Source organism: Janthinobacterium sp. GW823-FHT06H09 (genome assembly GCF_058794735.1).
Genome location: NZ_JBXAHC010000002.1, coordinates 385,258 through 409,540 on the forward strand (window position 1 = coordinate 385,258; position 24,283 = coordinate 409,540).

Below are 24,283 nucleotides of genomic sequence, written 5' to 3' on the forward strand. Positions count from 1 at the left end.
CGTCCTTGCAGCATAGAAAAGATATTTGAAAATAGCAAAAAATGGCGCTCGCCAGGCAGCGGCCGCCCTGCCCGCTCAGCCCTTCGCAGGCTTGTTGCCGGCCCTGCGCCGGCGCGCCTCTTTCGGGTCCGCCTGCAGGGGACGATACACCTCCACCCGGTCATGCTCGTGCAATACGGTATCCAAAGGCTTCTTCTTGCCATAGATGCCGACCATGTTCACGGCCAGGTCGATGCCGGGCATTTCCTGCAGCAAGCCGCTCAGCGCCACCGCCTGCCCGATGGTGGTGCCGGCAGGCACCGTCAAGGTGCGCAAAAAGCTGCTGTCCGGCAGCGCGTGACACACTTGCACCTGCATGCTGGTCTCAGCCATACACGGTCTCCGCGCGCTTGCAGAAGGAATCGACCATGCTGTTGGCAATCATGCCGAAGACGGGGCCGATGATCTGTTCCAGTACGCGGCTGGAAAACTCGTAGTGCAGGTCCAGTTCGATCTTGCAGGCGTCTTCGCGCAGGGCCTTGAAGGTCCACACGCCGTCGAGGGTCTTGAAAGGACCGTCCACCAGCTTCATCTTGATGGAAGTCGGCGGCACGTTCTCGTTGGACGTGGTGAAGCTTTGGCGCACGCCGTGGTAATGTATGCCCACGCTGGCGACGACAGTGTTCTCGCCCCGCTCGCGAATCTCGACCGCACCGCACCAGGGCAGGAATTTGGGATAATCTTCCACCGCCGCCACCAGCGCGAACATTTGTTCGGCGCTATAGCCGAGAAAAACTGATTTATGTACTACTGCCATTGAAGAACCATTTGCTATGATGTTGGATACATTTGATTTTATCGCGCTTGCGCGAGACAGTAGTTTAACCGACCCGCGCACATTTACCATCTCATGACCATAGCAGACAACAGAAAAGCCTTCCACGACTACTTTATCGAGGATCGCTACGAAGCGGGCATCGTGCTGGAAGGCTGGGAAGTCAAAGCCATCCGCGACGCCCGCGTACAAATCAAGGAAGCCTACGTCGTCGTCCGCGGCGATGAACTCTTCCTGTTCGGCGCGCATATCAGCGCCCTGCCGACCGCCTCCACCCATATCCACCCGGAAGCCGTACGCACGCGCAAGCTGCTGCTGCACCGCGCTGAAATGGATAAACTGATCGGCAAGGTGGAACGCTCCGGCTATACCCTGGTGCCGCTCAACCTGCACTACAAGGGCGGTCGCGTGAAATGCGAAATCGGCCTGGCCAAGGGCAAGAAACAGCACGACAAACGCGCTGCGGAACGCGACCGCGATGGCGCGCGCGAAGTGCAAGCGGCCATGAAATCGCACCGCCGCTGATCCGGCACCGCGCGCAGCGTGCTGCGCCAATACCAACAAGCCCGGCTATATGCCGGGTTTTATTTTGCCGATTGCCTGCGGCAAGCGGGAAAAACTCAGCGCGACGGAATAAAGCAGGGAAAAGAAAGAGGTAAGGCGGGAAATAAAGCGGTATTGGCGAAAAAGCCATGGAGATACGGCGAAGGACATCAACTCGGCCTGCCTGGCCAAAGACAAAAAACGAGGAAAGTTCCGGATGCTTGCATGCTGCCTTGTACACCTGTATTACCGCTCAGGACAAGCATCCGAATGAATGGCGTATTACATTACACCTTCAGCAGGTCACGCGACTTGCCCGAATCGGTCCACTCTTTGACCCATTTCGGTTGACGGCCACGGCCAGTCCATTGCTGCGTCGCATCATCCGGATTGCGATAGCGTACGGCAACCGTGCCGGTTTTAGCGCGGATACCCGTACCAACCAGATCTTTTACGGAAACGCCGACGCTCTGTGCGATCGCCAGGATTTGTTCACGCGCTTTGGACAGATCGTCTTGTTCGCGTTTTTTCATTTGCTTCTTGATGTCGTCCTGCAAGGTGCGCAGTTCGGACAGGGATAAGCTGGACAGATCCATGATATTTCCTTGTGTGAGTTGAAAAATATAACTGAACAGTTAAATTCTATCCAATTGTAACGCGATTGAGGTGATTTTTTCTGAAGATTTGATTGTTTTTTACAATTCTTTTCCCAAAAACCCCACTTCCCGGCTTTCAGGCGATGCAAGTCTTCAATCAAGGGGACGGACACCGCAGTGTACCGTCTGCGCCAGTACCTGTATTTTGTGCGGCGGCGATTCAATACAGCGCCATCGGTCACATTTATTCTGCAGTATTTTTTGTTTCATTGCAATTTATAGTAATTAAAAATTGCAATTCAAAACATACACGGGGCCAATACTATCGGCCACCATGCACCGGCCTCCAATCCCGCGTCGTCGTCCATCGCGGACATCGGTGCAGCAGATTCCACTTCAATCAAAAAGATAAGCGTCGCACGACAACATATAACCCAGAAAGTGCGCACAGCATAGCATAAAGAAAATATTCTCAGCGCTACTGATTCCAACGCTGATACTCCAGCTCTGCTGCTGCCATATATTCCAGTGGCGCAAATGAAAACTGCCCGCGATATGGCGGGCAGTATTGACGAAAACTTGCTACGAGTTTGCTATTCACCGGCAATCAAGGAATCGCCACGCCACCTTTCGGCTTCTGGGTTTTGACCACCTGCATTGCCGCGGCGATCAAACCACTCATATCGCCCAGATTGGCCGGCACAATAATCGAGTTATTTGTCTTCGCCAATTGCGCGAAGGCGCCCACATACTGTTCGGCCACTTTCAGGTTGACGGCATCTTCGCCGCCCGGCTCGCGGATAGCGGCGCCGACCTGGCGCAGCGCCTCGGCACTGGCCTGTGCCAGCGCAACGATGGCTGTGGCCTGACCTTCGGCGCGGTTGATCGATGCCTGCTTCTCGCCTTCGGAGCGGGCAATGTTCGCTTCGCGCTCGCCGCTGGCGATATTGATCTGCTCCTGCTTGCGTCCTTCCGAGGCGGCAATCAGCGCGCGCTTTTCGCGCTCGGCCGTGATCTGCGCCTGCATCGCATGCAGGATTTCCTTGGGCGGCGTCAAATCCTTGATTTCATAGCGCAATACCTTGACGCCCCAATTCGCCGCCGATTCATCGATGGCATTCACGATGGCAGTATTGATATGGTCGCGCTCTTCAAATGTCTTGTCGAGTTCCATTTTACCGATCACCGATCGCAAGGTCGTTTGCGCCAATTGCGTAATGGCGGCAATATAATTCGACGAACCATATGAAGCACGCATCGCATCGGTAATCTGGAAATACAGAATGCCATCGACCTGCAATTGCGTATTGTCACGCGTAATGCACACCTGCGGCGGCACGTCGAGTGGAATTTCCTTGAGTACATGCTTATAAGCGATGCGGTCAACAAAAGGCACGACGATATTCAGGCCAGGCCCCAATACCGCATGAAACTTGCCCAGCCGTTCCACCACCCAGGCATGCTGCTGCGGCACCACATTGACCGTCTTGAAGACAAATACCAACGCCAGCAATAACAAGATCAGCGACACGCTTCCGATGCTTACTTCCATAATCTATTCTCCAGGTTATCCAACAATCAAACGGCTGCCACGCACGGCACGTATGGTGTAATGACCGGCCTGCGTATCGCTGCCGGGAATCAATTCCACATCCCACAAGGCGCCGCGATACATGACGCGCGCCGCGCCATCGACCCAGTGCGCGACCGCCACGCTTTGGCCGATATCGAGATTCACATTCGGATCCTGCGCCGCATCGCGCCGCGCCGCCCTGCCAAAACGGCTGCGCCGCAATAACAGCGTAGCCGCCACGCCGACAATGGCGGCCGTCAGGGCCTGCCAGCTGCCATTTCCGCCCGCCAGCGCCACCAATCCTCCGGCGCTGACGCCGATGGCGATCATCAGCAGATAAAACGTGCCCGTAAACAGCTCCAGGATCAATACCGCGCCAGCCGCGACAAACCAGCCCACCCATTCAGCCATGATGCCTCCATCCTTGTGAATCCAAAATAAAAAACCCCGCAGCCTATATAAGCGACGGGGTTTAATGCGCTGCACTGCCTGATATTATTCTTGCCAAACACCTATATACAAGCAGTCTAACGCAATTCCGGATGGCGTCAATAGCCCGCGGCGAATTAGCGCCGCCGGCCCGGCGTTTATTCCTCGAGCAGGCTGCGCAACATCCACGCCGTCTTCTCATGCAAATCGAGGCGCTGCGTGATCAAATCGGCCGTCGGCTGGTCATTGGCTTTCTCGAGCAGCGGGAACAAACGGCGCGCCGTGCGCGCGGTCGCTTCCTGTGCCGACACCAGGTGGCTGACCATGTCCAGCGCCGGCGGCACGCCGTCGATTTCCTTGATCGAAGCGAGCTTGACGAATTCCTTGTAGGTGCCCGGCGCCGGATAGCCGAGGGCGCGGATACGCTCGGCGATCAAGTCCAGCGCGGCCCACTGCTCCGTGTATTGCGTCATGAACATCAGGTGCAGGGTGTTGAACATCGGCCCCTTGACGTTCCAGTGAAAATTATGGGTCATCAGGTACAAGGTGTAGCTGTCGGCCAGCAGGCCGGACAGGCCTTCCGCAATTTTCGCGCGGTCCGCTTCGGAAATGCCGATATCGATCTTTGCCACTTTGCTCGGTTTCTTGCTTGCCATGTGAACTCCCGTTTCAATGTATTGGTGGAATCATTTTAGCTGATCTGGCGCAAGCCCATCGGATACTGCCGTGCACAGCATGGCAGGCGTAAAAAAACCCGCTGCCGGGTCAGTGGCAGCGGGTTTTCAAGGGGCAATAAAGAAGCTTACGCTTTCAGCGCAGCGAGCTTTTGCCAGGTGTCGATCACCGAGTCGGGATTCAGGGACATCGATTCGATGCCCTGCTCCATCAGCCAGACGGCGAAGTCCGGATGGTCGGAAGGCCCCTGGCCGCAGATGCCGATGTACTTGCCGCGTGCCAGGCAAGCCTTGATGGCCAGGGCCAGCAGGGCTTTCACGGCGGGATCGCGCTCGTCGAAATCGGCGGCCAGCAATTCCATGCCGGAATCGCGGTCCAGGCCCAGGGTCAGCTGGGTCAGGTCGTTCGAACCGATCGAGAAGCCGTCGAAATGGTCGAGGAACTGGTCGGCCAGGATGGCGTTCGACGGCACTTCGCACATCATGATGACGCGCAGGTCGTTCTCGCCGCGCTTCAGGCCATTCTTTGCCAGCAGGTCGATGACTTTCTCGGCCTGGCCCAGGGTGCGCACGAATGGCACCATGATTTCCACGTTCGTCAGGCCCATGTCATTGCGCACGCGCTTCATCGCTTCGCATTCCATGTTGAACGCTTCGGAGAAGTCGGCCGACAGGTAGCGCGCCGCGCCGCGGAAGCCCAGCATCGGGTTTTCCTCGTCCGGCTCGTAGCGCGAACCGCCGATCAGCTTCTTGTACTCGTTCGACTTGAAGTCGGACAGGCGCACGATGACTTTCTTCGGCCAGAACGCGGCGGCGATGGTGGCGATGCCTTCGGCCAGCTTGTCGATATAGAAAGCTTTCGGCGAAGCGTGGCCGCGCGCCACCGATTCCACGGCCTTTTTCAGGTCGGCATCGATGTTCGGATATTCCAGGATCGCGCGCGGATGCACACCAATATTGTTATTGATGATGAATTCCAGGCGCGCCAGGCCCACGCCCGCATTCGGCACGGACTGGAAGTCGAACGCCAGCTGCGGATTGCCCACGTTGAGCATGATCTTGGTATCGAGCTTCGGCAATTCGCCGCGCGACACTTCCGACACTTCCGTTTCCAGCAAGCCGTCGTAGATCTTGCCTTCGTCGCCTTCGGAGCACACGACGGTGACGAACGTGCCGTCTTTCAGCACGTCGGTCGCGTCGCCGCAGCCGACGACGGCCGGCACGCCCAATTCACGGGCGATAATTGCTGCGTGGCAAGTGCGGCCGCCACGGTTGGTGACGATGGCCGATGCGCGCTTCATGACCGGTTCCCAGTTCGGGTCCGTCATGTCGGCAACGAGCACGTCGCCTGGCTGCACGCGCTCCATGTCGGCCGGGTCGTGGATCACGCGCACGGGGCCGGCGCCGATCTTCTGGCCGATGGCGCGGCCGGACGTCAGCACGGTGCCCGTGCTTTTCAGCTTGAAGCGTTCCTGCACGTCGGTCGCCTTTTGCTGCGACTTGACGGTTTCAGGACGCGCCTGCAGGATATACAGCTTGCCGTCGCGGCCATCCTTGCCCCACTCGATGTCCATCGGACGGCCGTAGTGGTTTTCGATGATGACGGCGTACTTGGCCAGCTCCACCACTTCGCTGTCGTTCAGCGAGTAGCGGTTGCGCATTTCGACCGGCACGTCGACGGTTTTCACGGAACGGCCGGCTTTCGCTTCGTTCGTGAATTCCATCTTCAGCAGCTTCGAGCCGATATTGCGGCGGATCACAGGCGACTTGCCTTTTTCCAGCATCGGCTTGTGCACATAGAATTCATCGGGATTGACGGCGCCCTGCACCACGGTTTCGCCCAGGCCATAGCTGGAAGTGACGAAGACCACGTCCTTGAAGCCCGACTCGGTATCGATGGTGAACATCACGCCGGCCGCGCCCAGGTCGGAACGCACCATGCGCTGCACGCCGGCCGACAAGGCCACTTCAGCGTGCGTAAAGCCCTTGTGCACGCGATACGAGATGGCGCGGTCGTTGTACAGCGACGCGAACACCTGTTTCATGGCTTCGAGCACGTTGTCGATGCCGACCACGTTCAGGAAGGTTTCTTGCTGACCAGCAAAAGAGGCGTCCGGCAAGTCTTCCGCCGTGGCCGAGGAACGCACGGCAAACGACATTTCGGTGTCGGAATCGGCCACCAGCTTGGCGTAGAACTGATCGATTTCAGCGGCCAGGCGTGGCTGGAACGGCGTTTCGACGATCCATTGACGGATCTCGGCGCCGGCTTGCGCCAGCGCGCGCACGTCATCGATGTTCAGCCCTTCGAGGCGCTGGGCGATGCGTTCGGCCAGCGGCAAGCCGCCGTTGGCGCTATACGAGAGGAAATCGCGGAATGCCTGCGCCGTGGTGGCAAAGCCACCGGGCACGCGCACGCCGGCTTCCGCCAGCTGGCTGATCATTTCGCCCAGGGAGGCGTTCTTGCCGCCGACGGATTCGACATCCGTCATGCGCAAATGCTCGAACGAGGCAACATACACCGCGTCCTTGTCTTCCTGCTGTTGCGATACTGCGTTGGTCATAATGACACCCTTACTGATGATAGAAATCTTTACGCGCGGCGCACAGACAGTCTTCTTGTTATTCTTGGCGTCGTGCAGCACAATCATACCGTTGCAGCCATTTTACCTTGTGCGGCGCAAATTGACGACGCACAATCTTGATCCGAAAACCCATGACACAAGAACCACGCCCTCCTCTGCCCTCCGCGGCCCGCACCGTCTTCTTCGTTTCCGACGGTACCGGCATCACCGCCGAGACGTTCGGCCACTCGGTGCTGACGCAGTTCGACCTGCGCTTCCGTCAGATCCGCCTGCCCTTCATCGACACCATGGACAAGGCATACGATGCGGCGCGCAAGATCAACGAAGCCTTCGCCGCCGATGGCCAGCGCCCGATCATTTTCTCCACCCTGGTGAAGAACGACCTGTCGGCCGTGATCCGCAAGTCCAGCGGCATGCACATGGACCTGATCCAGACCTTTGTGGCCCCGCTGGAGCAGGAGCTGGGCGTGATGTCGACCCATACCATCGGACGCTCGCACAACATCGTCGACAGCGAGGAATACAAGAACCGCATCGAGGCGATCAACTATTCGCTGGCGCACGACGATGGCCAGTCGCACAAGAACCTGTCCTCGGCCGATGTCATTCTGGTGGGTGTTTCGCGCTCTGGCAAGACCCCGACCAGCCTGTATCTGGCCATGCAATACGGTATCAAGGCGGCCAATTATCCGCTGATTCCCGACGATTTCGAGCGCGACAAGCTGCCATCGGCCCTGCTGGAATTTAAGAATAAAATTTTCGGATTGAGCATTACGCCCGAACGTTTGTCGGAAATACGCAACGAAAGACGCGCTGGAAGCAAGTATGCGGCAATTGAAAACTGCCGTTACGAGGTCAACGAGGCGGAAAAAATGATGAAACGCGAAGGCATCCGCTGGCTCTCCTCGACCACCAAGTCGATCGAGGAGATCTCCACGACGATCCTGCAAGAGATCAAGCCGAACCGCCGCGAGTACTAGAACACCTGACCAAACCTGCTGCGCGTGCGCTCGCGACGGTTTTGTCAGGCGTTCGCCTCGCGGGACAGCACCGTCAGCGCCGTCACCAATTGGTCAAGTTCAGCGGTGGTGGTGGTGATTGCCACCGTGGCGCGCACGATGTCGGCATCGCCGATATTGCGCTGCACGGTGAATATGCCAAAACGCTGCAGCAAGGCTTGCTGCAGATCGCGCGCGCTCATGCAGTCGACGGCAAAGGCGACCAGCGCCGTGCCGCGTTTGGCATCGAGCGGCGACAGGATGCGCACGCCGGGCAACTGCGCCGCCCGCTCGACCCAGTAATTGCGCAGCCAGGCCAGGCGTTCGTTCTTGGCCGGCGTGCCGCCCAGGCGCGCATGGAAGTCCAAGGCGGCAGGCGCGGCCAGGATGGCGCCGATCGGCGGCATGCCCATGTGCAGGCGGCTGCGGATATCGTCCAGCGGATAATCGTCGTCGCCACAATGCGGCTCGATCTTGTGCAATTGCGAGGCGCGGATATACACGACAGCGAGTCCCACCGGGGCCCCCAGCCATTTGTGCAGATTGAAACCGGCGAAATCGACATCCATGGCCTGCACGTCGACGTCGACCTGCCCCAGCGCATGAGCGCTGTCGAGCAGCACGTCGATACCGTGTTCGCGCGCCAGCGCCATGATGGCCTTCAGCGGCATTTGCTGCCCATTGGCCGGCGTCACCTGCGACAGCAGCAGCAACTTGGGCTTGACGGCCTGGCGCATGGCTTGCGCGTAGCGGGCTATGATCTCGTCATCGCCGATGGGCAAATTCAATGCGACTTGCGTGCTGGTGACGCCACGGCGCTGCGCCAGCCAGCGCATGGCCGTGCGCATGGCCGAATAGTCGAGATTACTCCACAGCACGGTATCGCCGGGCGCCAGGCCGTGGTATTGCGTGATCAGCACCTGCATCGACTCGGTGCCGCTGCGGGTCAGCAGGATTTCATGCGGTTCGGCATGGATCAGCGCGGCGACGCGCCGGCGCAGAATATCCACATGCGTGCGCGTGAATTCGCCGCGCACGAAAGGACTCAGTTGCTCGTTGGTGTAGCGCACGGCCTGCTCGAAGGCCGCTTGCACCGGCGCGGCCATGGCGCCGAAATAGCCGTGTTCGAGATTGACGATGGCGTCCGGCGGCGCGGGATAGAACGCGGCGACCTGGCGCCACCAGGCCTCGTCGCGTGCGGCACCGTCGGCGAGCAAAGGAAAAACCGGATGATCAGGCATGGCGGGCCTTGGTGTGAAAATGTCAGGACTGGCCCTGGCGCAGCTGCTCGAAGAAGCACACGGCGGCGCAGGCGGCCACGTTCAGCGATTCGATCTGGCCCAGGTGGGGAATGACCACCTGGTGCGTCGCCATCGACAGCAGGTCGTCGGCGACGCCCTGCCCTTCATGGCCGAACAGCCATGCGACGGGCTGGCGCAGGTCAACGTCGTACAGACGCTGCGTGGCGTAGCCGCTGGTGGCCAGCGTCGCCACCTTGGCGTTCGATACGAGTGCCGCCAGGTCGACGTTTTCAAAGATGTCGAGCACGAAGTGCGCGCCCATCGCCGCGCGCAGCACCTTCGGCGACCAGCAGAAAGCCGTGCCGGCGCTGCAGTACACCTGCGTGATGCCGGCGGCGGCCGCGCTGCGCAGGATGGAGCCCACGTTGCCCGGGTCTTGCAGGTTATCGAGCAGCACGGCCGACACGCTCAGAGGCTGCGTGACGGCCCGTTCCGGCGTCTCGACGAGGAACATCACGCCCACGCCATGTTCGACCTGGCTCACCGCGTTATACAGCGCATCGGGCAAGCCCAGTACGTGCGCGCGCTGGCTTTCCAGCTGGCCGACGATCTCCGCCACTTCCGGATTTTGCAAGGCGCTTTCGCTGACGATGCACTGCTCCGGCATGCCGCGCAGCTGCAGGTAGGATTGGCACAGGTGCACGCCGTCGAGCAAAGTGCGGCCCGACTTTCGGCGCGCCTGCGAACTGCCCGCCAGCTTCAATAAATCCTTGTATTGCGCATTGTCGCGCGAGGTGATCGTCTTCATGCCGCCACCTCCTGTCCGCTGAACAGGGCGATCACGTTGCGCACGGGCGCGAACGAGCGGCGGTGCACGGGCGAGGCGCCGTGCAGGTGCAGGCGCTCCAGGTGCAGCTTGGTGCCATAGCCCTTGTGCTGGTCGAAGCAGTACTCGGGATAGGCCGCATGCAGGTGCACCAGGGCCGCGTCGCGCGCCGTCTTGGCCAGGATCGAGGCGGCGGAAATCGAATCGACCTTGTCGTCGCCGCCGATGATGGCCATGCCGCGTATCGGCATCACGGGGCAGCGGTTGCCGTCGATCAGGGCCAGGGTCGGCACGGTCGCCAGGGCCTCGACGGCGCGGCGCATGGCCAGCATCGACGCCTGCAGGATGTTCAGGTTGTCGATCTCTTCTTCCGACGCTTCGGCGATGGCCCAGGCCAGGGCCTTGGCCTTGATTTGCGGCGCCAGCAGGTCGCGCCTGGCTTCGCTGAGTTTTTTCGAATCACGCAAGCCGTCGATGGGCTGGTTCGGATCGAGGATCACGGCGGCGGCGAAGACGGGGCCGGCCAGCGGACCGCGGCCTGCCTCGTCGACGCCGCAGATGATTTCATCGAGCGAGAATGGCAAGTCGTCAAACAGGCCGGGATAGATATTTTTCACGTTGAATCTTTGGTTGGTGCTGCGGTTGAAGCGGTGATTCGAGCTTACTTGCGGTTGGCGGCGATGACCTGCATGACGGCGTTGGCGCTTTCGCGCGCGCTGTCGCGCAGCAGGCTGTGGTGCATGTCCGTGAAGCGCTGCACCAGGCGCAAACGGCCCGGCACGTCGCTCAGCTGCTGCCACATGGCGTCCGCCAGCGCTTGCGGGCTGGCCGCGTTTTGCAGCAGCTCGGGCACCAGGTAATCGCGCGCCAGGATGTTCGGCAAGCCTATCCACGGCTGGTAGCCCATGTGGCGCATGATTTCCCACGAAGCGCGCATCATCTTGTAGGCGATGACCATCGGTTTCTTGTACAGCGCCACTTCCAGCGACGCCGTTCCGGAAGCCACCAGCACCGCATCGGCGGCGCAGATGGCCGTGTGCGAGCCGCCATCGGTGAGCAATATCTCGACGTCCTGCAAGCCCGCCTCACGGATCAGTTGCAAAAAGTACTGGCGCTGCTTTTCGCCGGCCATGGGCGCGACGAAACGCAGGGAGCGGTCGCGCGCCAGCAGCAGTTTGCAGGCGCCGACAAACGCCGCGGTATTGTATTTGAGTTCGCCCATGCGGCTGCCCGGCATCAGGGTCACGACATTCGCGTCTTGCGGCAAGCCCAGGACACGGCGCGCGGCCGCCTCGTCGGGCTGCAAAGGGATCATCTCGGCCAGCGGATGACCGACATAGGTGACGGGCACGCCCGCCTTGCGGTAGATCTCTTCCTCGAACGGGAAAATCACCAGCATGTGCGAAACGGCCTTGATGATTTTCTTGATACGGCCGCCGCGCCAGGCCCATATCTGCGGCCCGATGTAGTGCACGGTAGGGATGCCGCCTTCCTTCAGCTGCTGCTCGAGGCCCAGGTTAAAACCCGGGTAGTCGGCGCCGATGAAGACGGCGGGACGCTCCGCCAGCAGCTGGTCGCGCAGCGCGTTCTGGATGCCCTTGATTTCGCGGTAGCGGGGAATGATCTCGAACAGGCCGCGCACGGTCAGTTTGTCGAGCGGCCAGTCGGACACGAAGCCCTGCCTGGCCATGTGCTCGCCGCCGATGCCGTGGAAGCGCGCGCCGGGCAGCTGCGGCACGAGGCCGGACAGCAGCCGGCTGGCCAGCAGGTCGCCCGACACCTCGCCGGCGACGATGGCGACATTGGCGACACCGAGGCCGCGGTCCTGGTCAGCGGACGATGCCACGCGACGCCACGCCAAGGAATTCGCGCATGGCGCGAATGTGTTGCGCCACCTCGGACGAGGAAGCCTGCTCTTCTTCGAACAGGGCCGCCTTGGACTCTTCCAGGGTCAGTCCCGCGCGGTAGATGAGCTTATACGCGGCGCGGATGCCGTTGATCTGCTCGCGCGTAAAGCCGCGGCGTTTCAATCCTTCGATGTTGACGCCATGCGCCTGTGCCGGATTGCCGTTCAACAGGACGAACGGCGGCACATCCTGCGTCAGGCTGGTGCTCATGCCGACAAAGGCGTGCGCGCCGATCTTGCAGAACTGGTGCACATTGGCGAAGCCGCTCATGATGACCCAGTCGCCGATTTCCACGTGGCCCGCCAGCTGCGCGTTGTTCGAAAAGATAGTGTTGTTGCCCACCAGGCAGTCGTGCGCCAGGTGCACATACGCCGAGATCCAGTTGTCATTGCCCAGGCGCGTCACGCCGCCGCCCTGCACGGTGCCCGTGTTGAAGGTGCAGAACTCGCGGATGGTGTTGCGGTCGCCGATTTCCAGGCGCGTCGCCTCGCCCGCCCATTTTTTATCCTGCGGCTGCGCGCCGATGGAAGAAAACTGGAACAGGTGGTTGTCGCTGCCGATCGTCGTATGGCCGTCGATCACCACGTGCGGGCCGACCCTGGTGCCGGCGCCGATGCGCACATGCGGACCGATGATGGTGTACGGACCCACCTCGACCGAGCTGTCGAGCTCGGCCTTCGGATCGATGACTGCCGTGGAGTGGATGGCCGCCATGTTACTGCCCCGCTGGCTGGCTCGCAGACTGGCTGGCATCTTGCGCGCTGCGGATGGTGCACATCAATTCCGCTTCCACCGCCAGCTTGCCGTCGACCGTACCGACGGCCTTGTATTTCCAGATGCCGCGCGAGACGCGCAGGATTTCCACATCCATCTTCAATTGGTCGCCCGGTTCGACAGGACGCTTGAAGCGCGCATTGTCGATGCCGACGAAGTACACGACCGAATTTTCATCCGGTTTCACGCCCATCGACAGGAACGACAGCAGGGCCGCCGTCTGCGCCAGCGCTTCGATCATCAGCACGCCGGGCATGACCGGCTTGTGCGGGAAATGGCCCTGGAAGAACTCTTCGTTGACCGTCACGTTCTTGATGGCGGTGATGGTTTTATCGGCTTCCCAGTCCAGCACGCGGTCGACCAGCAGCAGGGGGTAGCGATGCGGCAGCAGCGATTTGATGGCGAGGATGTCGAGGGTCTTTTTTTCAGTAGTCATTTTTCGTCTTGCGTGGTCAGTGTTTTAATTGTTTTTTCAAGCGCGCGGATCTTCTCGCGCATGCTTGACAGGTTGCGCACGATGGCGGCGCTCTTTTCCCAGTCGGCGTTCTTGGCCAGCGGATAAAAGCCCGTGTACTGGCCCGCTTCCAGGATCGAACGCGAGACCATGCTGCCCGAGCCCACGTGGACGCGGTCGGCAATGGTCAGGTGGCCCAGCACCATGGCGGCGCCGCCAAAGGTGCAGTACTTGCCGATGATGGCGCTGCCGGCCACGCCGACACAGCCGGCCATGGCCGTGTGCGCGCCGATATGGCAGTTGTGGCCGATCTGGATCTGGTTATCGAGCTTGACGCCATCTTCGATGATGGTGTCGGCCAGTGCGCCGCGGTCGATGGTGGTGTTGGCGCCGATATCGACATCGTCACCGATCACCACCCTGCCCGTCTGCGGTATCTTGATGTAGACGCCGCCTTCGTTGGCGAAGCCGAATCCGTCGGTGCCGATCACGGCGCCCGAATGGATGATGCCGCGCTGGCCGATCACGCAGCGCGCGTGAAAGGTCACGTTGGCGAACAGCTGGGTACCGGCGCCGATGACGGCGTCGCGCCCCACCACGCAACCGGGTCCGATGACGCAGCCGGCGCCGATCACGGCGCCCGCTTCGATCACCGCATGCACGCCGACGGAGGCGCTGGCGTCAACCTGCGCGCTGGCGTCGACAAAGGCGCCCGGATGTATGCCGATTGGTGCCGTGATCTCGTGCAGGGCGGCGAAATACTGCGCCGCGCGCGCGAAATACACATAGGGATTCGGGGTGACGATGCGCGCGCCGGCGTAGTCGACGCCGATCAGCGCATCGTCGGCCGGCGTGAGGATCAGCGCGGCAGCGCCGCTCTGGGCCGCCTGTGCGCGGAATTTGCTATTGCTGAGAAAGCTGATGTGCGAAGCGCCGGCGTCGGCCAGCGGTGCGATACCTGACACTTCCAGGTTGGGATCGCCCGCCAACTGCCCGCCGAAGCGTTCGACCAATTCTCCTAGTCGAGTGCCCATCTAATTACCTCTATTCTAATATCACTTGTCCAGCGCCTTCAATACCTTGTCGGTAATGTCGATGCGCGGGCTGGCCCACAGGGCTTCCTGCAGCACGATGTCATATCCTTCGATATGCGCCATCTGCTGGATGATGGTGTTGGCCTTTTCCGCGATGGCGCTGCGCTCTTCATTCGTGCGCTGGCTCAGGTCTTCGCGAAACTCGCGCTGGCGGCGTTGCAGTTCCTTGTCCAGCTCGAAAAACTCGCGCTGGCGCTTGGCGCGCTCCGCCTCGCTCAGGGTCGGCATGTCCTTTTCCAGGGCTTCGTTGGCCACCTTGAAGCGGGCAGCCAGTTCCTGCACGGCTTTTTCGCGCGAGCGGAACTCTTCGGCCAGCTTGGCGCTGGCCAGCTTGGCCAGCCTCGATTCGTTATAAATACGTTCGCTGCTGATCCAGGCGATCTTCGACTCCTGAGCCTGCGCCTGCACCGGCAACAGCGAACTCCAGCACAATGCGATCACGGCAAGGGTCTTGGGCAGGGTAGCGGATGCGGTGTTCATGATACTCCATGGTCAAAAAGTAAAAGCTGTCGCCCCCGTTCAGATGGCCGGTTAGAAACCGGTGCCCATCTGGAACTGGAAGCGCTCCAGGCGGTCCGTCGGCTTGGCGTTCAGCGGCTTGGCGTAGCTCAGCTTGAGCGGGCCCACCGGTGAAATCCAGCTGATGCCCAAGCCAGCAGAATAGCGCAATTGCGAGATCCGCATTTTTTCGCCTTCCTGGTAGACCTGGCCGCCGTCAAGGAAACCGAACCAGCGCAAGCTGCGGTCATTGCCCGAACCGGGGAATGGCATCTGCAGTTCCGCGTTACCGATCAGGCGCGAAGCGCCGCCCAAGGCATCGTTGGTGCTCGGTTCGACCGCGCCCAGCGAGGAACTCAGGTAGCCGCGCACCGAACCGATGCCGCCGCCGTAGAAGTTCTTGAAGACCGGATACACGTGCTTGCCGATACCGTGGCCGTAATCGATCTCGCCCTTCAGCGCCAGGGTGACCTTGCTGAACAACGGACGGAAATACTGGTGTTCATAAATGGCGCGGAAGTATTTCTGGTCGCCGATCAGGTCGGCCTCGAGGTTGACGCGCTGGTAGCGGCCGATCGATGGCGTCAGGGCGCTGTCGCGGCTGTCGCGCTGCCATGCCGCCGTCAGCGGGATGGAATTCGTGGTGGCCGAACCGATACCGTCGGACGGGCCGCCATTGTCGATCACGTACTGCTTGAAGCGGATCGGGCTGGTGATGTCCGTTTCGATGCGCGAGCGCTCGGCGCCGATGCCGAAGAAGACGGTGTCGACTTCCGAGAACGGCACGCCGAAACTGACGCGGCCACCGGTCTGCTTGATCTTGTAGCTGCCGATGTTCAGCGCCGGCGGCTCCGTCGTGCGCAGATAGACTTCGAAGCTGCGCGAAATGCCGTCGTCCGTGAAGTACGGATTGGTTTGCGAAAACGCGATCGTGCGGCTGTAATGGCTGGTATTGAGTTCAATGCCGACCGTGTTGCCGCTACCGGCGAAGTTGGCTTGCGAAATCGAGGCCGACAGGGTGAATTTTTCCGATTGCGAGAAGGCGCCGCCGATCAGGAAGTTACCGGTCGGTTTTTCCACCACCGTCACGTTGACGTCGACCTGGTCGGTCGTACCCTGCGCTTCCGGCGTGTCGATGGTCACGTCCTTGAAGTAGCCGAGGCGGTCGACACGGTCGCGCGACAGCTTGATCTTGTTGCTGTCGTACCAGGACGATTCGAACTGGCGGAATTCGCGGCGGATGACTTCATCGCGCGTGGTGGTGTTGCCGGCGATATTCATGTGGCGCACGTAGACGCGCTTGCCCGGATCGATGAAGAAGGTGAAACCGACTTCATGCTTTTCGCGGTTGATCTCGGGATTGGCGTTAACGTTGGCAAACGCATAGCCGAACGTGGCCAGGCGGTCCTGGATGCGCTTGTTCGTCGCCGTCAGGCGCGCGCCCGAGTAGATGTCGCCTTCGCGCATCAGATTCAGCGCTTTGAGCTCTTCTTCGCGGCCGAACATCTCGCCTTCGAACTTGGTGCCGGCGATCTTGTACTTTTCACCTTCGGTGATGTTGATCGTCAGGTAGATGTCTTTTTTATCGGGCGTGATCGACACTTGCGTCGAATCGACCTGCATCTCGATGTAGCCGCGGTCCAGATAGTAGGACTTCAGCGCTTCGATGTCGCCCGTCAGCTTGGTCTTCGAATACTGGTCGGCCTTGGTGTACCAGCTGAACCAGCCGCCCGTGTTCAGGGCCAGCTGCTCGCGCAGTTCCTTGTCCGTGAAGGCCTTGTTGCCGACGATGTTGATCTGCTTGATGCGGGCCACGTCGCCCTCGTCGACGGCAAACACCACGTTGACGCGGTTGCGCTCGATCGGCGTGACGGTGGTGGTGATCTTCACGCCGTACAGGCCATGCGACAGATACTGGCGCTTGAGTTCCTGTTCCGCGCGGTCGACGGAGGCCTTGTCGAAAATCTTGGCTTCACCGACGCCGATTTCCTTCAGCGCCTTGACCAGCACGTCCTTTTCAAATTCCTTGGTACCGGTAAATGCCACACTGGCGATGGCCGGACGTTCCTCGACCAGCACCACCAGCACGTCGCCATCGGCTTCCAGGCGCACATCCTTGAACATGCCCGTCGCATACAGGGCCTTGATGGCGGCAACGCTCTTCTCGTCGGAGAACGTTTCGCCGACCCGCACCGGCAGGTAGGCAAAGACGGTGCCCGCTTCAGTACGCTGGATCCCTTCGACCCGGATGTCCTTGACAGTAAATGGCTGGACGGCCAGCGCGTGGCCGGAACAGATGGCCATGACGGCGGCGCCGATCAGGCTGCGGCGAAAGGAAGGCAAGGCAAAACGAGCAGAATGTAATTTCATTGGGGTTATTCAATGGGTAAATCAATGGACAACATACACAAAAGATTGCTTGTGCGACTCACGCAATGGCCTCAACCAGCGTCCTAATTCAGCAATCGCAACACGTCATTAAAGACGGCAAGCACCATCAAGGTCAGCAACAAACCTATCCCCAGGCGCTGGGCAATCTCGCCTACGCGCTCCGGCAAGGGGCGTCCGGTCAAAACTTCCAGCGAATAATACAGCAAATGCCCGCCATCCAGAACAGGAATGGGTAGCAAATTCATCACGCCCAGACTGATACTGATGAAGGCGATGAAGCTCAGGTAGCTTACCAAGCCGATGCGCGCCGTCTGGCCCGCGTAATCGGCGATGGTAATGGGTCCCGTCACATTCTTCAGAGAAACCTGGCCGGTGATCATTTTGCCCAGCATTTTCAGGCTCATGACACTGGTATCCCAGACCTTGGCGGACGCCTTGCCCACGGCAGAGAACGGTCCGGAGGCCACGGTGATCATATCCGGCACCTGTCCCAGCTTTGCTTGTATCTTACCAACTGTTACAGCTCCCTCTGCCCCGGCGCCCGGCACGGCGTCCGGCGTAATGGGCAAAGTCAGGTCCTGGCCCTGGCGCAAGAGCTGCAATTGCAAGGTGCGGCCCGGCGCCTGGCTCAGGGTGGCGATGACGGCCGCCACGTCGTGCACGGGCTGTTCGTCGATGGCCAGGATCTGGTCGTTTTTCTGCAGGCCGGCGCGCGCGGCGGCGCCATCGGGCATGATTTCCATCAGCGTGGGCGCGGAACGGGCCAGGGTCAAACCCAGCTTGCCCAGCACGTCGCCTTCCAGGTCCGCCTCCGTCAGACTGGCCGTCGGCAAGGTCGCTTCCTGCTGGCCACGGTCGGGACGGCGCACTTCGATGCGCGCCGGCAGCTTGTCGAGGGTAGCCTGGATCAGTTCCCAGCGCAGCTCGGACCAGCTGGCCACGGGCTTGCCATTCACCGACTCGACCGTATCGCCGCTGCGCAAGCCGGCCGCATGGGCGGCAGTCTGTTCGGCCACGGGGCCGAGCTTGCTCGACGGCTCTTCGATGCCATGCATGAACAGGCCCGCGTACAGCACGATGGCGACGAGGAAGTTGGCCAGCGGGCCGGCGACCACGATGGCGATGCGGCGCCACACGCTCTGGCGCGTGAATTCGCGGCGCAATTCGCTTTCCGGCAAGTCGCTGAGGTCTTGCGCGCGGCTGTCGAGCATGCTGACATAGCCGCCCAGCGGCAGCGCGGAGATCGCCCATTCCGTCTGGTCCTTGCCAAACTTGCGCGAATACACCACTTTCCCCATGCCGATCGAGAAACGCAGCACTTTCACGCCGCACCAGCGCGCCACCAGGTAGTGGCCCAGCTCGTGCAGGGTAATCAGCGAACCGAGCGCGACGATAAAGGCCAGCAACGTGGTGATGAGCGTCATGCAGCCAGCCTTTGCGCGATATACGCGTGCGCGGCCGCTCTGGCCAGGCGGTCCTGCTCCATCACGGCGTCGATGCTCGAAGCGGCGCCATGCGGCACCGTCTCGATCACGTGCGCGATGACCCTGTCGATCTGGCGGAAGCCGATCTGTTCGTCAAGAAACGCTTGCACGGCCACTTCATTGGCCGCATTGAGCAAAGCCGGCGCCGTGCCGCCCGCACGCAAGGCGTCAAAGGCCAGCGCCAGGCAGGGGAAACGGCGGAAATCGGGACGTTCGAACTGCAAGGTGGCCACTTGGGCCAGGTCCAGCTGCGCCACGCCGGAAGCGATGCGCTGCGGATACGCCAGCGCATGGGCGATCGGCGTGCGCATGTCCGGATTGCCCAGCTGGGCCAGCACGGAACCGTCGATGTACGAGACCATCGAATGGATCACGCTTTGCGGGTGGATCAGCACCTCGATCTGGTCGGCCGGCGCGCCGAACAGCCAGTGCGCCTCGATCACTTCCAGGCCCTTGTTCATCATGGTGGCCGAATCGACGGAAATCTTGCGCCCCATGGCCCAGGTCGGATGCCTGCATGCCTGGTCCGGCGTGACCGTGTCGAGCGTCTCGACGTCGCGAGTCAGGAAAGGGCCGCCGGAAGCCGTCAGCACGATTTTCGCCACGCCCGCGGCGCCCGGCGCGCGGCCATGGGCGTGCGGCATGCATTGGAAGATGGCGTTGTGTTCGCTGTCGATGGGCAGCAGCACGGCGCCGTTGTCATGCACGGCATCGATGAACAGCTGGCCGGACATGACCAGCGCTTCTTTATTGGCCAGCAATACTTTCTTGCCGGCACGCGCTGCCGCCAGGGTGGGCGCCAGGCCGGCCGCGCCGACGATGGCCGCCATCACGCCCGTCACCTGTGGCGCGCTGGCGATGTCGCACAGGGCGTCCACGCCGTACTCGACTTGCGTATCGACGCCCTGCCCGCGCAGCAAACGCGTCAGTTCAAGGGCGGCGTCGGCCGTGCCGACGACGGCGCGCCGGGGGCGAAATTGCAGGCACTGGGCGGCCAGTTCGGCCACGCGGCTGTGGGCGCTCAGCGCATACACGCTGTATTGCTCCGGATGACGCGCGAGGACGTCCAGGGTGGACACGCCGATCGAGCCGGTCGCGCCAAGAATGGTGATGTATTGCATGAGTTTCCTTAAAGCCAGCTGGCCACGAGGGCGGCAAATGGCAAGACCGGGATCAGCGCATCGATACGGTCGAGTACGCCGCCATGGCCGGGCAGCAGCTTGCTGCTGTCCTTGATGCCGGCGCGGCGCTTCAGCTGGGATTCGAACAGGTCGCCGACGATGCTGGCCGCAACGATCAGCAGCAGCACCAGCAAGGCCACCAGCCAGCCGCGGCGCAATTGCAGCTGCACGGCGAAGGTGTCTTGCAAGACCGGCAGCGATGGCGCGGCCACGATGGTGATGGCGGAGATGACCAGCACGGCGATGCCGCCGCCGATGGCGCCTTCCCAGGACTTACCTGGGGAAATACTTGGCGCCAGTTTGCGCTTGCCGAACGCCTTGCCCGAGAAATAGGCGCCGATATCGGCGATCCACACGAGGGCCATCACGGACAGCAGGTACAAAGGGCTATGCAGGAACAGGGCGATGATGGCGACGAAGCAGCCGACGATGGTCACCGGGTACACGAAGCTGAGCAAGGTATTGCCCAGGCCTTCGGTGGGCGGCAAGCCTGTTGCCAGCGAAGGCACGAAGCGGATCAGCCAGATGGCCACGCACAGGGCGAACCAGAAATTGAGCTGCGCCATGCCGTTGCCGACAAAAAAAGTATACGCGAAGGCGGCAGTCCAGACGGCGGCGATCAGCAGCGCGTGGCGATTTTTGAAGATGCGGAAGCTTTCCCAGACGGCGGCGCCGAAGAACGCCGTGGCGATCACGGCGAAGGCGGGGAAATAATTCAGATACAGAACCGGCAGCAAGACCGCCAGGAGGACCAGGGCGGTGATTATCCGTGTTTTCAGCATCAGTTTGTCTTTTCAGTTAATTGCGCGCTGGTACGGCCAAAGCGCCGTTCGCGCTGCTGGTAAGACGCGATTGCCGCGTCGAGGCACTCGCCATTGAAGTCGGGCCAGAAAGTTTCGGTGAAAAACAACTCAGTGTACGCCAGTTGCCACAGGAGGAAATTGGAAATGCGCTGCTCGCCGCCCGTGCGGATGAACAGGTCGGGCTCGGGTGCGTAAGCCATGGCCAGGTGCGGCGCCAGTTGCTCTTCCGTGTAAGCGTGTCCGGCAGGCTGGCCATCGGCGAGCGCCTGGGCCGTCATTTTATTGACTGCCTGCATGATGTCCCAGCGGCCGCCGTAGTTGGCGCAGATGGACACCGTCAGGCGCGTGTTGTTCGCCGTCTTGCGCTCCGCATTGGCGATCAGGGTTTGCAGCTCGTCGTTGAAGCGCGACAAGTCACCCACCACCTTCAGGCGGATGTCGTTCGCATGCATCTTGACCACTTCGCGTTCCAGCATCGTGACGAACAGGCGCATCAGCATCGATACCTCTTCTTCCGGGCGGCGCCAGTTTTCCGAGCTGAAAGCAAACAGGGTCAGGTATTCGACGCCGCGCTCGATACAAGCCTCGACGATGCCGCGCACGGCGTCCGCGCCCTTGACGTGGCCAGCCACACGCGGCAGGAAGCGCTTGGTTGCCCAGCGACCATTGCCATCCATAATGATTGCCACATGGCGCGGCACCGTGCCCACTTCAGGTACTGCCGTTGTCGAACTCGAATAGATCATGAAAACACGAATACCAAAAAATAAAAGATAACTATTATGCTCCAAATAGCACTGCCCGGAAAAGCCGTGCTTTCCCGGGCAGCGCCAAAAGGACTGAAAACTAGACGGTCAGCACTTCTTTTTCTTTGTCGACAACCATCTTGTCGATGTCGGCAATAAACTTGTCCGTCAGCTTCTGCACTTCTTCCGACGAGCGGCGCTCATCGTCCTCGGAGCAGGCTTTTTCCTTGACCAGTTTTTTCAGCGACTCATTCGCATCGCGGCGAATGTTACGCACGGCGATCTTCGCGTCTTCCGCTTCGCTCTTGACCAGCTTGACCATTTCCTTGCGGCGCTCTTCCGTCAGCGGCGGCGTCGGAACGCGGATCAGGTCGCCCTGTGCCGATGGGTTCAGACCCAGGTCGGCGTCGCGGATGGCTTTTTCGATGGTGTTGGCCATCTTCTTCTCGTACGGCTGCACGCCGATGGTGCGCGCATCGATCAGGGTCACGTTGGCCACCTGGGTCAACGCCGTCGGCGAACCGTAGTACTCGACCATCACGTGGTCCAGGATACCCGTATGGGCGCGGCCGGTACGCACTTTGGCCAGGTCGGCCCGCAGTGTTTCCAGCGACTTCGTCATGCGTTCCTGGGTATTTTTCTTAACGTCAGCTAAGGACATTGCTGTACTCCTTGTCTTGATAATAATGAATATTGCTACTTCGCTTGCGATGAAAACACCAGCGCAGTCGGGAGTGCCAAAAACCGTTCAGGGCAAGGCGCGGCGCCGAATGTACGGCAAGGCACTGCAACGCAGCCATGGACGGCTTCTCGGCGCTCCGCTTCCCTTATACGTGAACCAAGGTGCCTTCGTCTTCGCCCATGATGACGCGCATCAGCGCGCCCGGCTTGGTGATCGAAAACACTTTAATCGGCAGTTTCTGGTCGCGGCACAGGGCGAATGCGGTGGCATCCATTACTTGCAGATGCTTGGCGATGGCGTCGTCGAACGTAATCGTGTGGAACAGGGTGGCGTTCGGATCCTTCTTCGGATCGGCTGTGTAGACGCCGTCGACCTTGGTGGCCTTCAGGACGATCTCGGCGCTGATCTCGGAACCGCGCAGGGCGGCTGCCGTGTCGGTGGTGAAGAACGGATTGCCGGTACCGGCGGCAAAGACGACCACTTTGCCTTCTTCCAGGTATTGCAGGGCTTTCGGGCGGACGTACGGCTCGACCACTTGTTCGATGCCGATGGCCGACATGACGCGCGCGGTAATGCCGACATGGCGCATGGCATCGGCCAGGGCCAGTGCGTTCATCACGGTGGCAAGCATGCCCATGTAGTCGGCGGTGGCGCGGTCCATGCCTTGCGCACCAGGCGCGACGCCGCGGAAGATATTGCCGCCGCCAATCACGATTGCCAGTTCCACACCCAACTTCGCCACCTCGGCCACATCGGCCACCATGCGCTCGATCGTGGCGCGGTTGATGCCGTAGGGATCATCGCCCATCAGGGCTTCGCCGGACAACTTGAGGAGGACGCGCTTGTAGGCTGGTTTTGACATGAGCTGGGGCTCCATAAATGAGGTTATTCGAGTATGACATGGCGCAGCGCCTTGCAGCGCCGGATAGGCGGGAGGAAGCTGCCCATGCCGCCGCCCGGCACACAGGTGCGGGCGGGCCAAAAAAACGGGCCTCTCGGCCCGCTTTACTTACGCTCCCTGGGAGGCAGCCATCTGTGCTGCGACTTCTGCTGCGAAGTCGTCTTGCTTCTTCTCGATGCCCTCGCCCACTACGTACATGGCGAAACCTTTGACGCTGGTGTTAGCCGCCTTCAGCATTTGCTCAACCGACAGCTTGTCGTTTTTCACGAAAGCTTGGTTCAGCAGGGAAACTTCTTTCAAGAACTTCTGTACGGAACCTTCCAGGCGCTTGGCCAGGATTTCCGGCGATTGCGCTGGCTTGCCTTCGGCGGCCGCTTTGGCTGCGTCTTCTTCGGCTTTCAGTTGTGCAACCGAACGCTCTTTTTCGATCAGTTCCGCAGGAACTTCGTTCGACGACAGCGACACTGGCTTCATGGCAGCGATGTGCATGGCCACGTCTTTGCCCACTTGCTCATCGGGGCCGTCGAATTCGACGATCACGCCAATGCGCGAACCGTGCAGGTACGAAGCCAGCTTGGCGCTGGTTTCGAAACGCTGGAAGCGGCGGATGGTCATGTTTTCGCCGATTTTGCCGATCAGGGCAGCGCGCACGTCTTCCAGGGTCTTGCCATCGAGTGGCAGAGCCAGCAGGGCAGCGACGTCAGCCGGGTTGTGTTCCGCTACCAGACGGGCAGCGTTGTTGGCCAGTGCCAGGAAATCGTCGTTTTTCGCAACGAAGTCGGTTTCCGAGTTCACTTCGACCAGGGCGCCTACGCCATTGGCGATGTAGGTTGCCACGACGCCTTCAGCGGTGATGCGTGCCGATGCTTTCGATGCCTTGCCGCCCAGTTTGACGCGCAGGATCTCTTCCGCACGAGCCATGTCGCCTTCGGCTTCGGTCAGTGCTTTTTTGCATTCCATCATTGGTGCGTCGGTTTTGCCGCGCAATTCGCCTACCATCGCTGCTGTAATCGCTGCCATGTGTTTCTCCTGATTCGGTGAGTCGATAGTCGCGGCCGGGCATGCATGCCTCGCCAGCGGTCACTATCGTTT

General features: G+C 60.8%; 25 protein-coding genes. 2 read left to right on the plus strand and 23 right to left on the minus strand.

Translation table 11 applies throughout. The features are described 5' to 3' along the window. Positions 1-75 precede the first annotated feature (75 nt). Together AC1Q6X_RS04075 and AC1Q6X_RS04080 are read right to left on the minus strand one after the other, a co-directional pair. Positions 76-372 carry an RnfH family protein gene (locus AC1Q6X_RS04075; protein ID WP_070311808.1) on the minus strand — a complete coding sequence of 99 codons (297 nt, stop codon included), beginning with the start codon at positions 370-372 and terminating at the stop codon, positions 76-78. Beyond that, a complete protein-coding gene (locus tag AC1Q6X_RS04080; RefSeq protein ID WP_035818194.1) occupies positions 365-796 on the minus strand; it encodes a type II toxin-antitoxin system RatA family toxin in 432 nt (143 codons plus the stop codon). Before AC1Q6X_RS04080 ends, AC1Q6X_RS04075 begins: the two co-directional genes overlap by 8 nt. Before the next feature lie 93 nt (positions 797-889). Between AC1Q6X_RS04080 and smpB the strand changes: the two genes are divergently transcribed. After that, complete coding sequence (smpB, locus tag AC1Q6X_RS04085) at positions 890-1,339, plus strand: SsrA-binding protein SmpB (protein WP_034784131.1); 450 nt, start codon at positions 890-892, stop codon at positions 1,337-1,339. 305 nt (positions 1,340-1,644) lie between these two features. Here the strand turns inward: smpB and AC1Q6X_RS04090 are convergent, their stop codons facing one another. The 5 genes from AC1Q6X_RS04090 to ppsA form a co-directional block, all read right to left on the minus strand. Further along, positions 1,645-1,953: an H-NS histone family protein gene (locus AC1Q6X_RS04090; protein WP_010397665.1), complete on the minus strand. Its 309-nt coding sequence runs from the start codon at positions 1,951-1,953 to the stop codon at positions 1,645-1,647. Positions 1,954-2,560: 607 nt separating this feature from the next. Further along, the gene (locus AC1Q6X_RS04095) at positions 2,561-3,505 is read right to left on the minus strand and encodes an SPFH domain-containing protein (protein ID WP_070221509.1); all 945 of its coding nucleotides are present in this window, start codon (positions 3,503-3,505) and stop codon (positions 2,561-2,563) included. A 15-nt stretch (positions 3,506-3,520) separates the two neighbouring features. Then, complete coding sequence (locus tag AC1Q6X_RS04100) at positions 3,521-3,937, minus strand: NfeD family protein (RefSeq protein WP_070221510.1); 417 nt, start codon at positions 3,935-3,937, stop codon at positions 3,521-3,523. A 176-nt stretch (positions 3,938-4,113) separates the two neighbouring features. Beyond that, a complete protein-coding gene (locus tag AC1Q6X_RS04105; protein ID WP_034752224.1) occupies positions 4,114-4,611 on the minus strand; it encodes a Dps family protein in 498 nt (165 codons plus the stop codon). A 146-nt stretch (positions 4,612-4,757) separates the two neighbouring features. Next, complete coding sequence (gene ppsA, locus AC1Q6X_RS04110; protein ID WP_070221573.1) at positions 4,758-7,190, minus strand: phosphoenolpyruvate synthase; 2,433 nt, start codon at positions 7,188-7,190, stop codon at positions 4,758-4,760. A 152-nt stretch (positions 7,191-7,342) separates the two neighbouring features. On the opposite strand from ppsA, the gene ppsR reads away from it, so the two are divergent. Further along, positions 7,343-8,191, plus strand: coding sequence for a posphoenolpyruvate synthetase regulatory kinase/phosphorylase PpsR (gene ppsR, locus AC1Q6X_RS04115; RefSeq protein WP_070288024.1), 849 nt, complete (start codon positions 7,343-7,345; stop codon positions 8,189-8,191). Positions 8,192-8,235: 44 nt separating this feature from the next. On the opposite strand, the gene AC1Q6X_RS04120 is transcribed toward ppsR, so the two are convergent. From AC1Q6X_RS04120 to tsf, 16 genes are all read right to left on the minus strand, one after another. Beyond that, complete coding sequence (locus tag AC1Q6X_RS04120; protein ID WP_492495292.1) at positions 8,236-9,450, minus strand: aminotransferase class V-fold PLP-dependent enzyme; 1,215 nt, start codon at positions 9,448-9,450, stop codon at positions 8,236-8,238. Positions 9,451-9,472: 22 nt separating this feature from the next. Then, a complete protein-coding gene (locus AC1Q6X_RS04125) occupies positions 9,473-10,258 on the minus strand; it encodes a TrmH family RNA methyltransferase (protein ID WP_099411119.1) in 786 nt (261 codons plus the stop codon). Next, positions 10,255-10,893, minus strand: a complete 639-nt coding sequence (rnhB, locus tag AC1Q6X_RS04130) for a ribonuclease HII (RefSeq protein ID WP_492495294.1) — start codon at positions 10,891-10,893, stop codon at positions 10,255-10,257. The genes AC1Q6X_RS04125 and rnhB overlap by 4 nt, the downstream gene beginning before the upstream one ends. 44 nt (positions 10,894-10,937) lie before the next feature. Beyond that, positions 10,938-12,122, minus strand: a complete 1,185-nt coding sequence (lpxB, locus tag AC1Q6X_RS04135; protein ID WP_070288510.1) for a lipid-A-disaccharide synthase — start codon at positions 12,120-12,122, stop codon at positions 10,938-10,940. Next, entirely contained in the window at positions 12,106-12,897 is a 792-nt protein-coding gene (gene lpxA, locus AC1Q6X_RS04140) for an acyl-ACP--UDP-N-acetylglucosamine O-acyltransferase (RefSeq protein ID WP_492495296.1), read from the minus strand. Before lpxA ends, lpxB begins: the two co-directional genes overlap by 17 nt. Before the next feature lies 1 nt (position 12,898). Next, complete coding sequence (gene fabZ / locus AC1Q6X_RS04145; RefSeq protein ID WP_034752234.1) at positions 12,899-13,393, minus strand: 3-hydroxyacyl-ACP dehydratase FabZ; 495 nt, start codon at positions 13,391-13,393, stop codon at positions 12,899-12,901. After that, positions 13,390-14,445: a UDP-3-O-(3-hydroxymyristoyl)glucosamine N-acyltransferase gene (gene lpxD, locus AC1Q6X_RS04150; protein WP_070221516.1), complete on the minus strand. Its 1,056-nt coding sequence runs from the start codon at positions 14,443-14,445 to the stop codon at positions 13,390-13,392. Before lpxD ends, fabZ begins: the two co-directional genes overlap by 4 nt. A gap of 21 nt (positions 14,446-14,466) precedes the next feature. Continuing rightward, positions 14,467-14,985 carry an OmpH/Skp family outer membrane protein gene (locus AC1Q6X_RS04155; RefSeq protein WP_046684967.1) on the minus strand — a complete coding sequence of 173 codons (519 nt, stop codon included), beginning with the start codon at positions 14,983-14,985 and terminating at the stop codon, positions 14,467-14,469. 51 nt (positions 14,986-15,036) lie between these two features. After that, positions 15,037-17,373: an outer membrane protein assembly factor BamA gene (bamA, locus tag AC1Q6X_RS04160; protein WP_070221517.1), complete on the minus strand. Its 2,337-nt coding sequence runs from the start codon at positions 17,371-17,373 to the stop codon at positions 15,037-15,039. A gap of 83 nt (positions 17,374-17,456) precedes the next feature. Next, positions 17,457-18,818: an RIP metalloprotease RseP gene (gene rseP / locus AC1Q6X_RS04165; RefSeq protein ID WP_492495300.1), complete on the minus strand. Its 1,362-nt coding sequence runs from the start codon at positions 18,816-18,818 to the stop codon at positions 17,457-17,459. Next, complete coding sequence (gene ispC, locus AC1Q6X_RS04170) at positions 18,815-19,999, minus strand: 1-deoxy-D-xylulose-5-phosphate reductoisomerase (RefSeq protein WP_070221519.1); 1,185 nt, start codon at positions 19,997-19,999, stop codon at positions 18,815-18,817. Before ispC ends, rseP begins: the two co-directional genes overlap by 4 nt. Positions 20,000-20,007: 8 nt before the next feature. Beyond that, positions 20,008-20,841: a phosphatidate cytidylyltransferase gene (locus tag AC1Q6X_RS04175; RefSeq protein ID WP_070221520.1), complete on the minus strand. Its 834-nt coding sequence runs from the start codon at positions 20,839-20,841 to the stop codon at positions 20,008-20,010. Then, positions 20,841-21,608: a polyprenyl diphosphate synthase gene (uppS, locus tag AC1Q6X_RS04180; RefSeq protein WP_492495303.1), complete on the minus strand. Its 768-nt coding sequence runs from the start codon at positions 21,606-21,608 to the stop codon at positions 20,841-20,843. The genes AC1Q6X_RS04175 and uppS overlap by 1 nt, the downstream gene beginning before the upstream one ends. Before the next feature lie 100 nt (positions 21,609-21,708). Further along, positions 21,709-22,269 carry a ribosome recycling factor gene (frr, locus tag AC1Q6X_RS04185; RefSeq protein ID WP_070221522.1) on the minus strand — a complete coding sequence of 187 codons (561 nt, stop codon included), beginning with the start codon at positions 22,267-22,269 and terminating at the stop codon, positions 21,709-21,711. Positions 22,270-22,435: 166 nt separating this feature from the next. Continuing rightward, positions 22,436-23,152, minus strand: a complete 717-nt coding sequence (gene pyrH / locus AC1Q6X_RS04190) for a UMP kinase (RefSeq protein WP_034752258.1) — start codon at positions 23,150-23,152, stop codon at positions 22,436-22,438. A 147-nt stretch (positions 23,153-23,299) separates the two neighbouring features. Further along, positions 23,300-24,211, minus strand: coding sequence for a translation elongation factor Ts (gene tsf, locus AC1Q6X_RS04195; protein WP_070221523.1), 912 nt, complete (start codon positions 24,209-24,211; stop codon positions 23,300-23,302). Between the last annotated feature and the right edge of the window lie 72 nt (positions 24,212-24,283).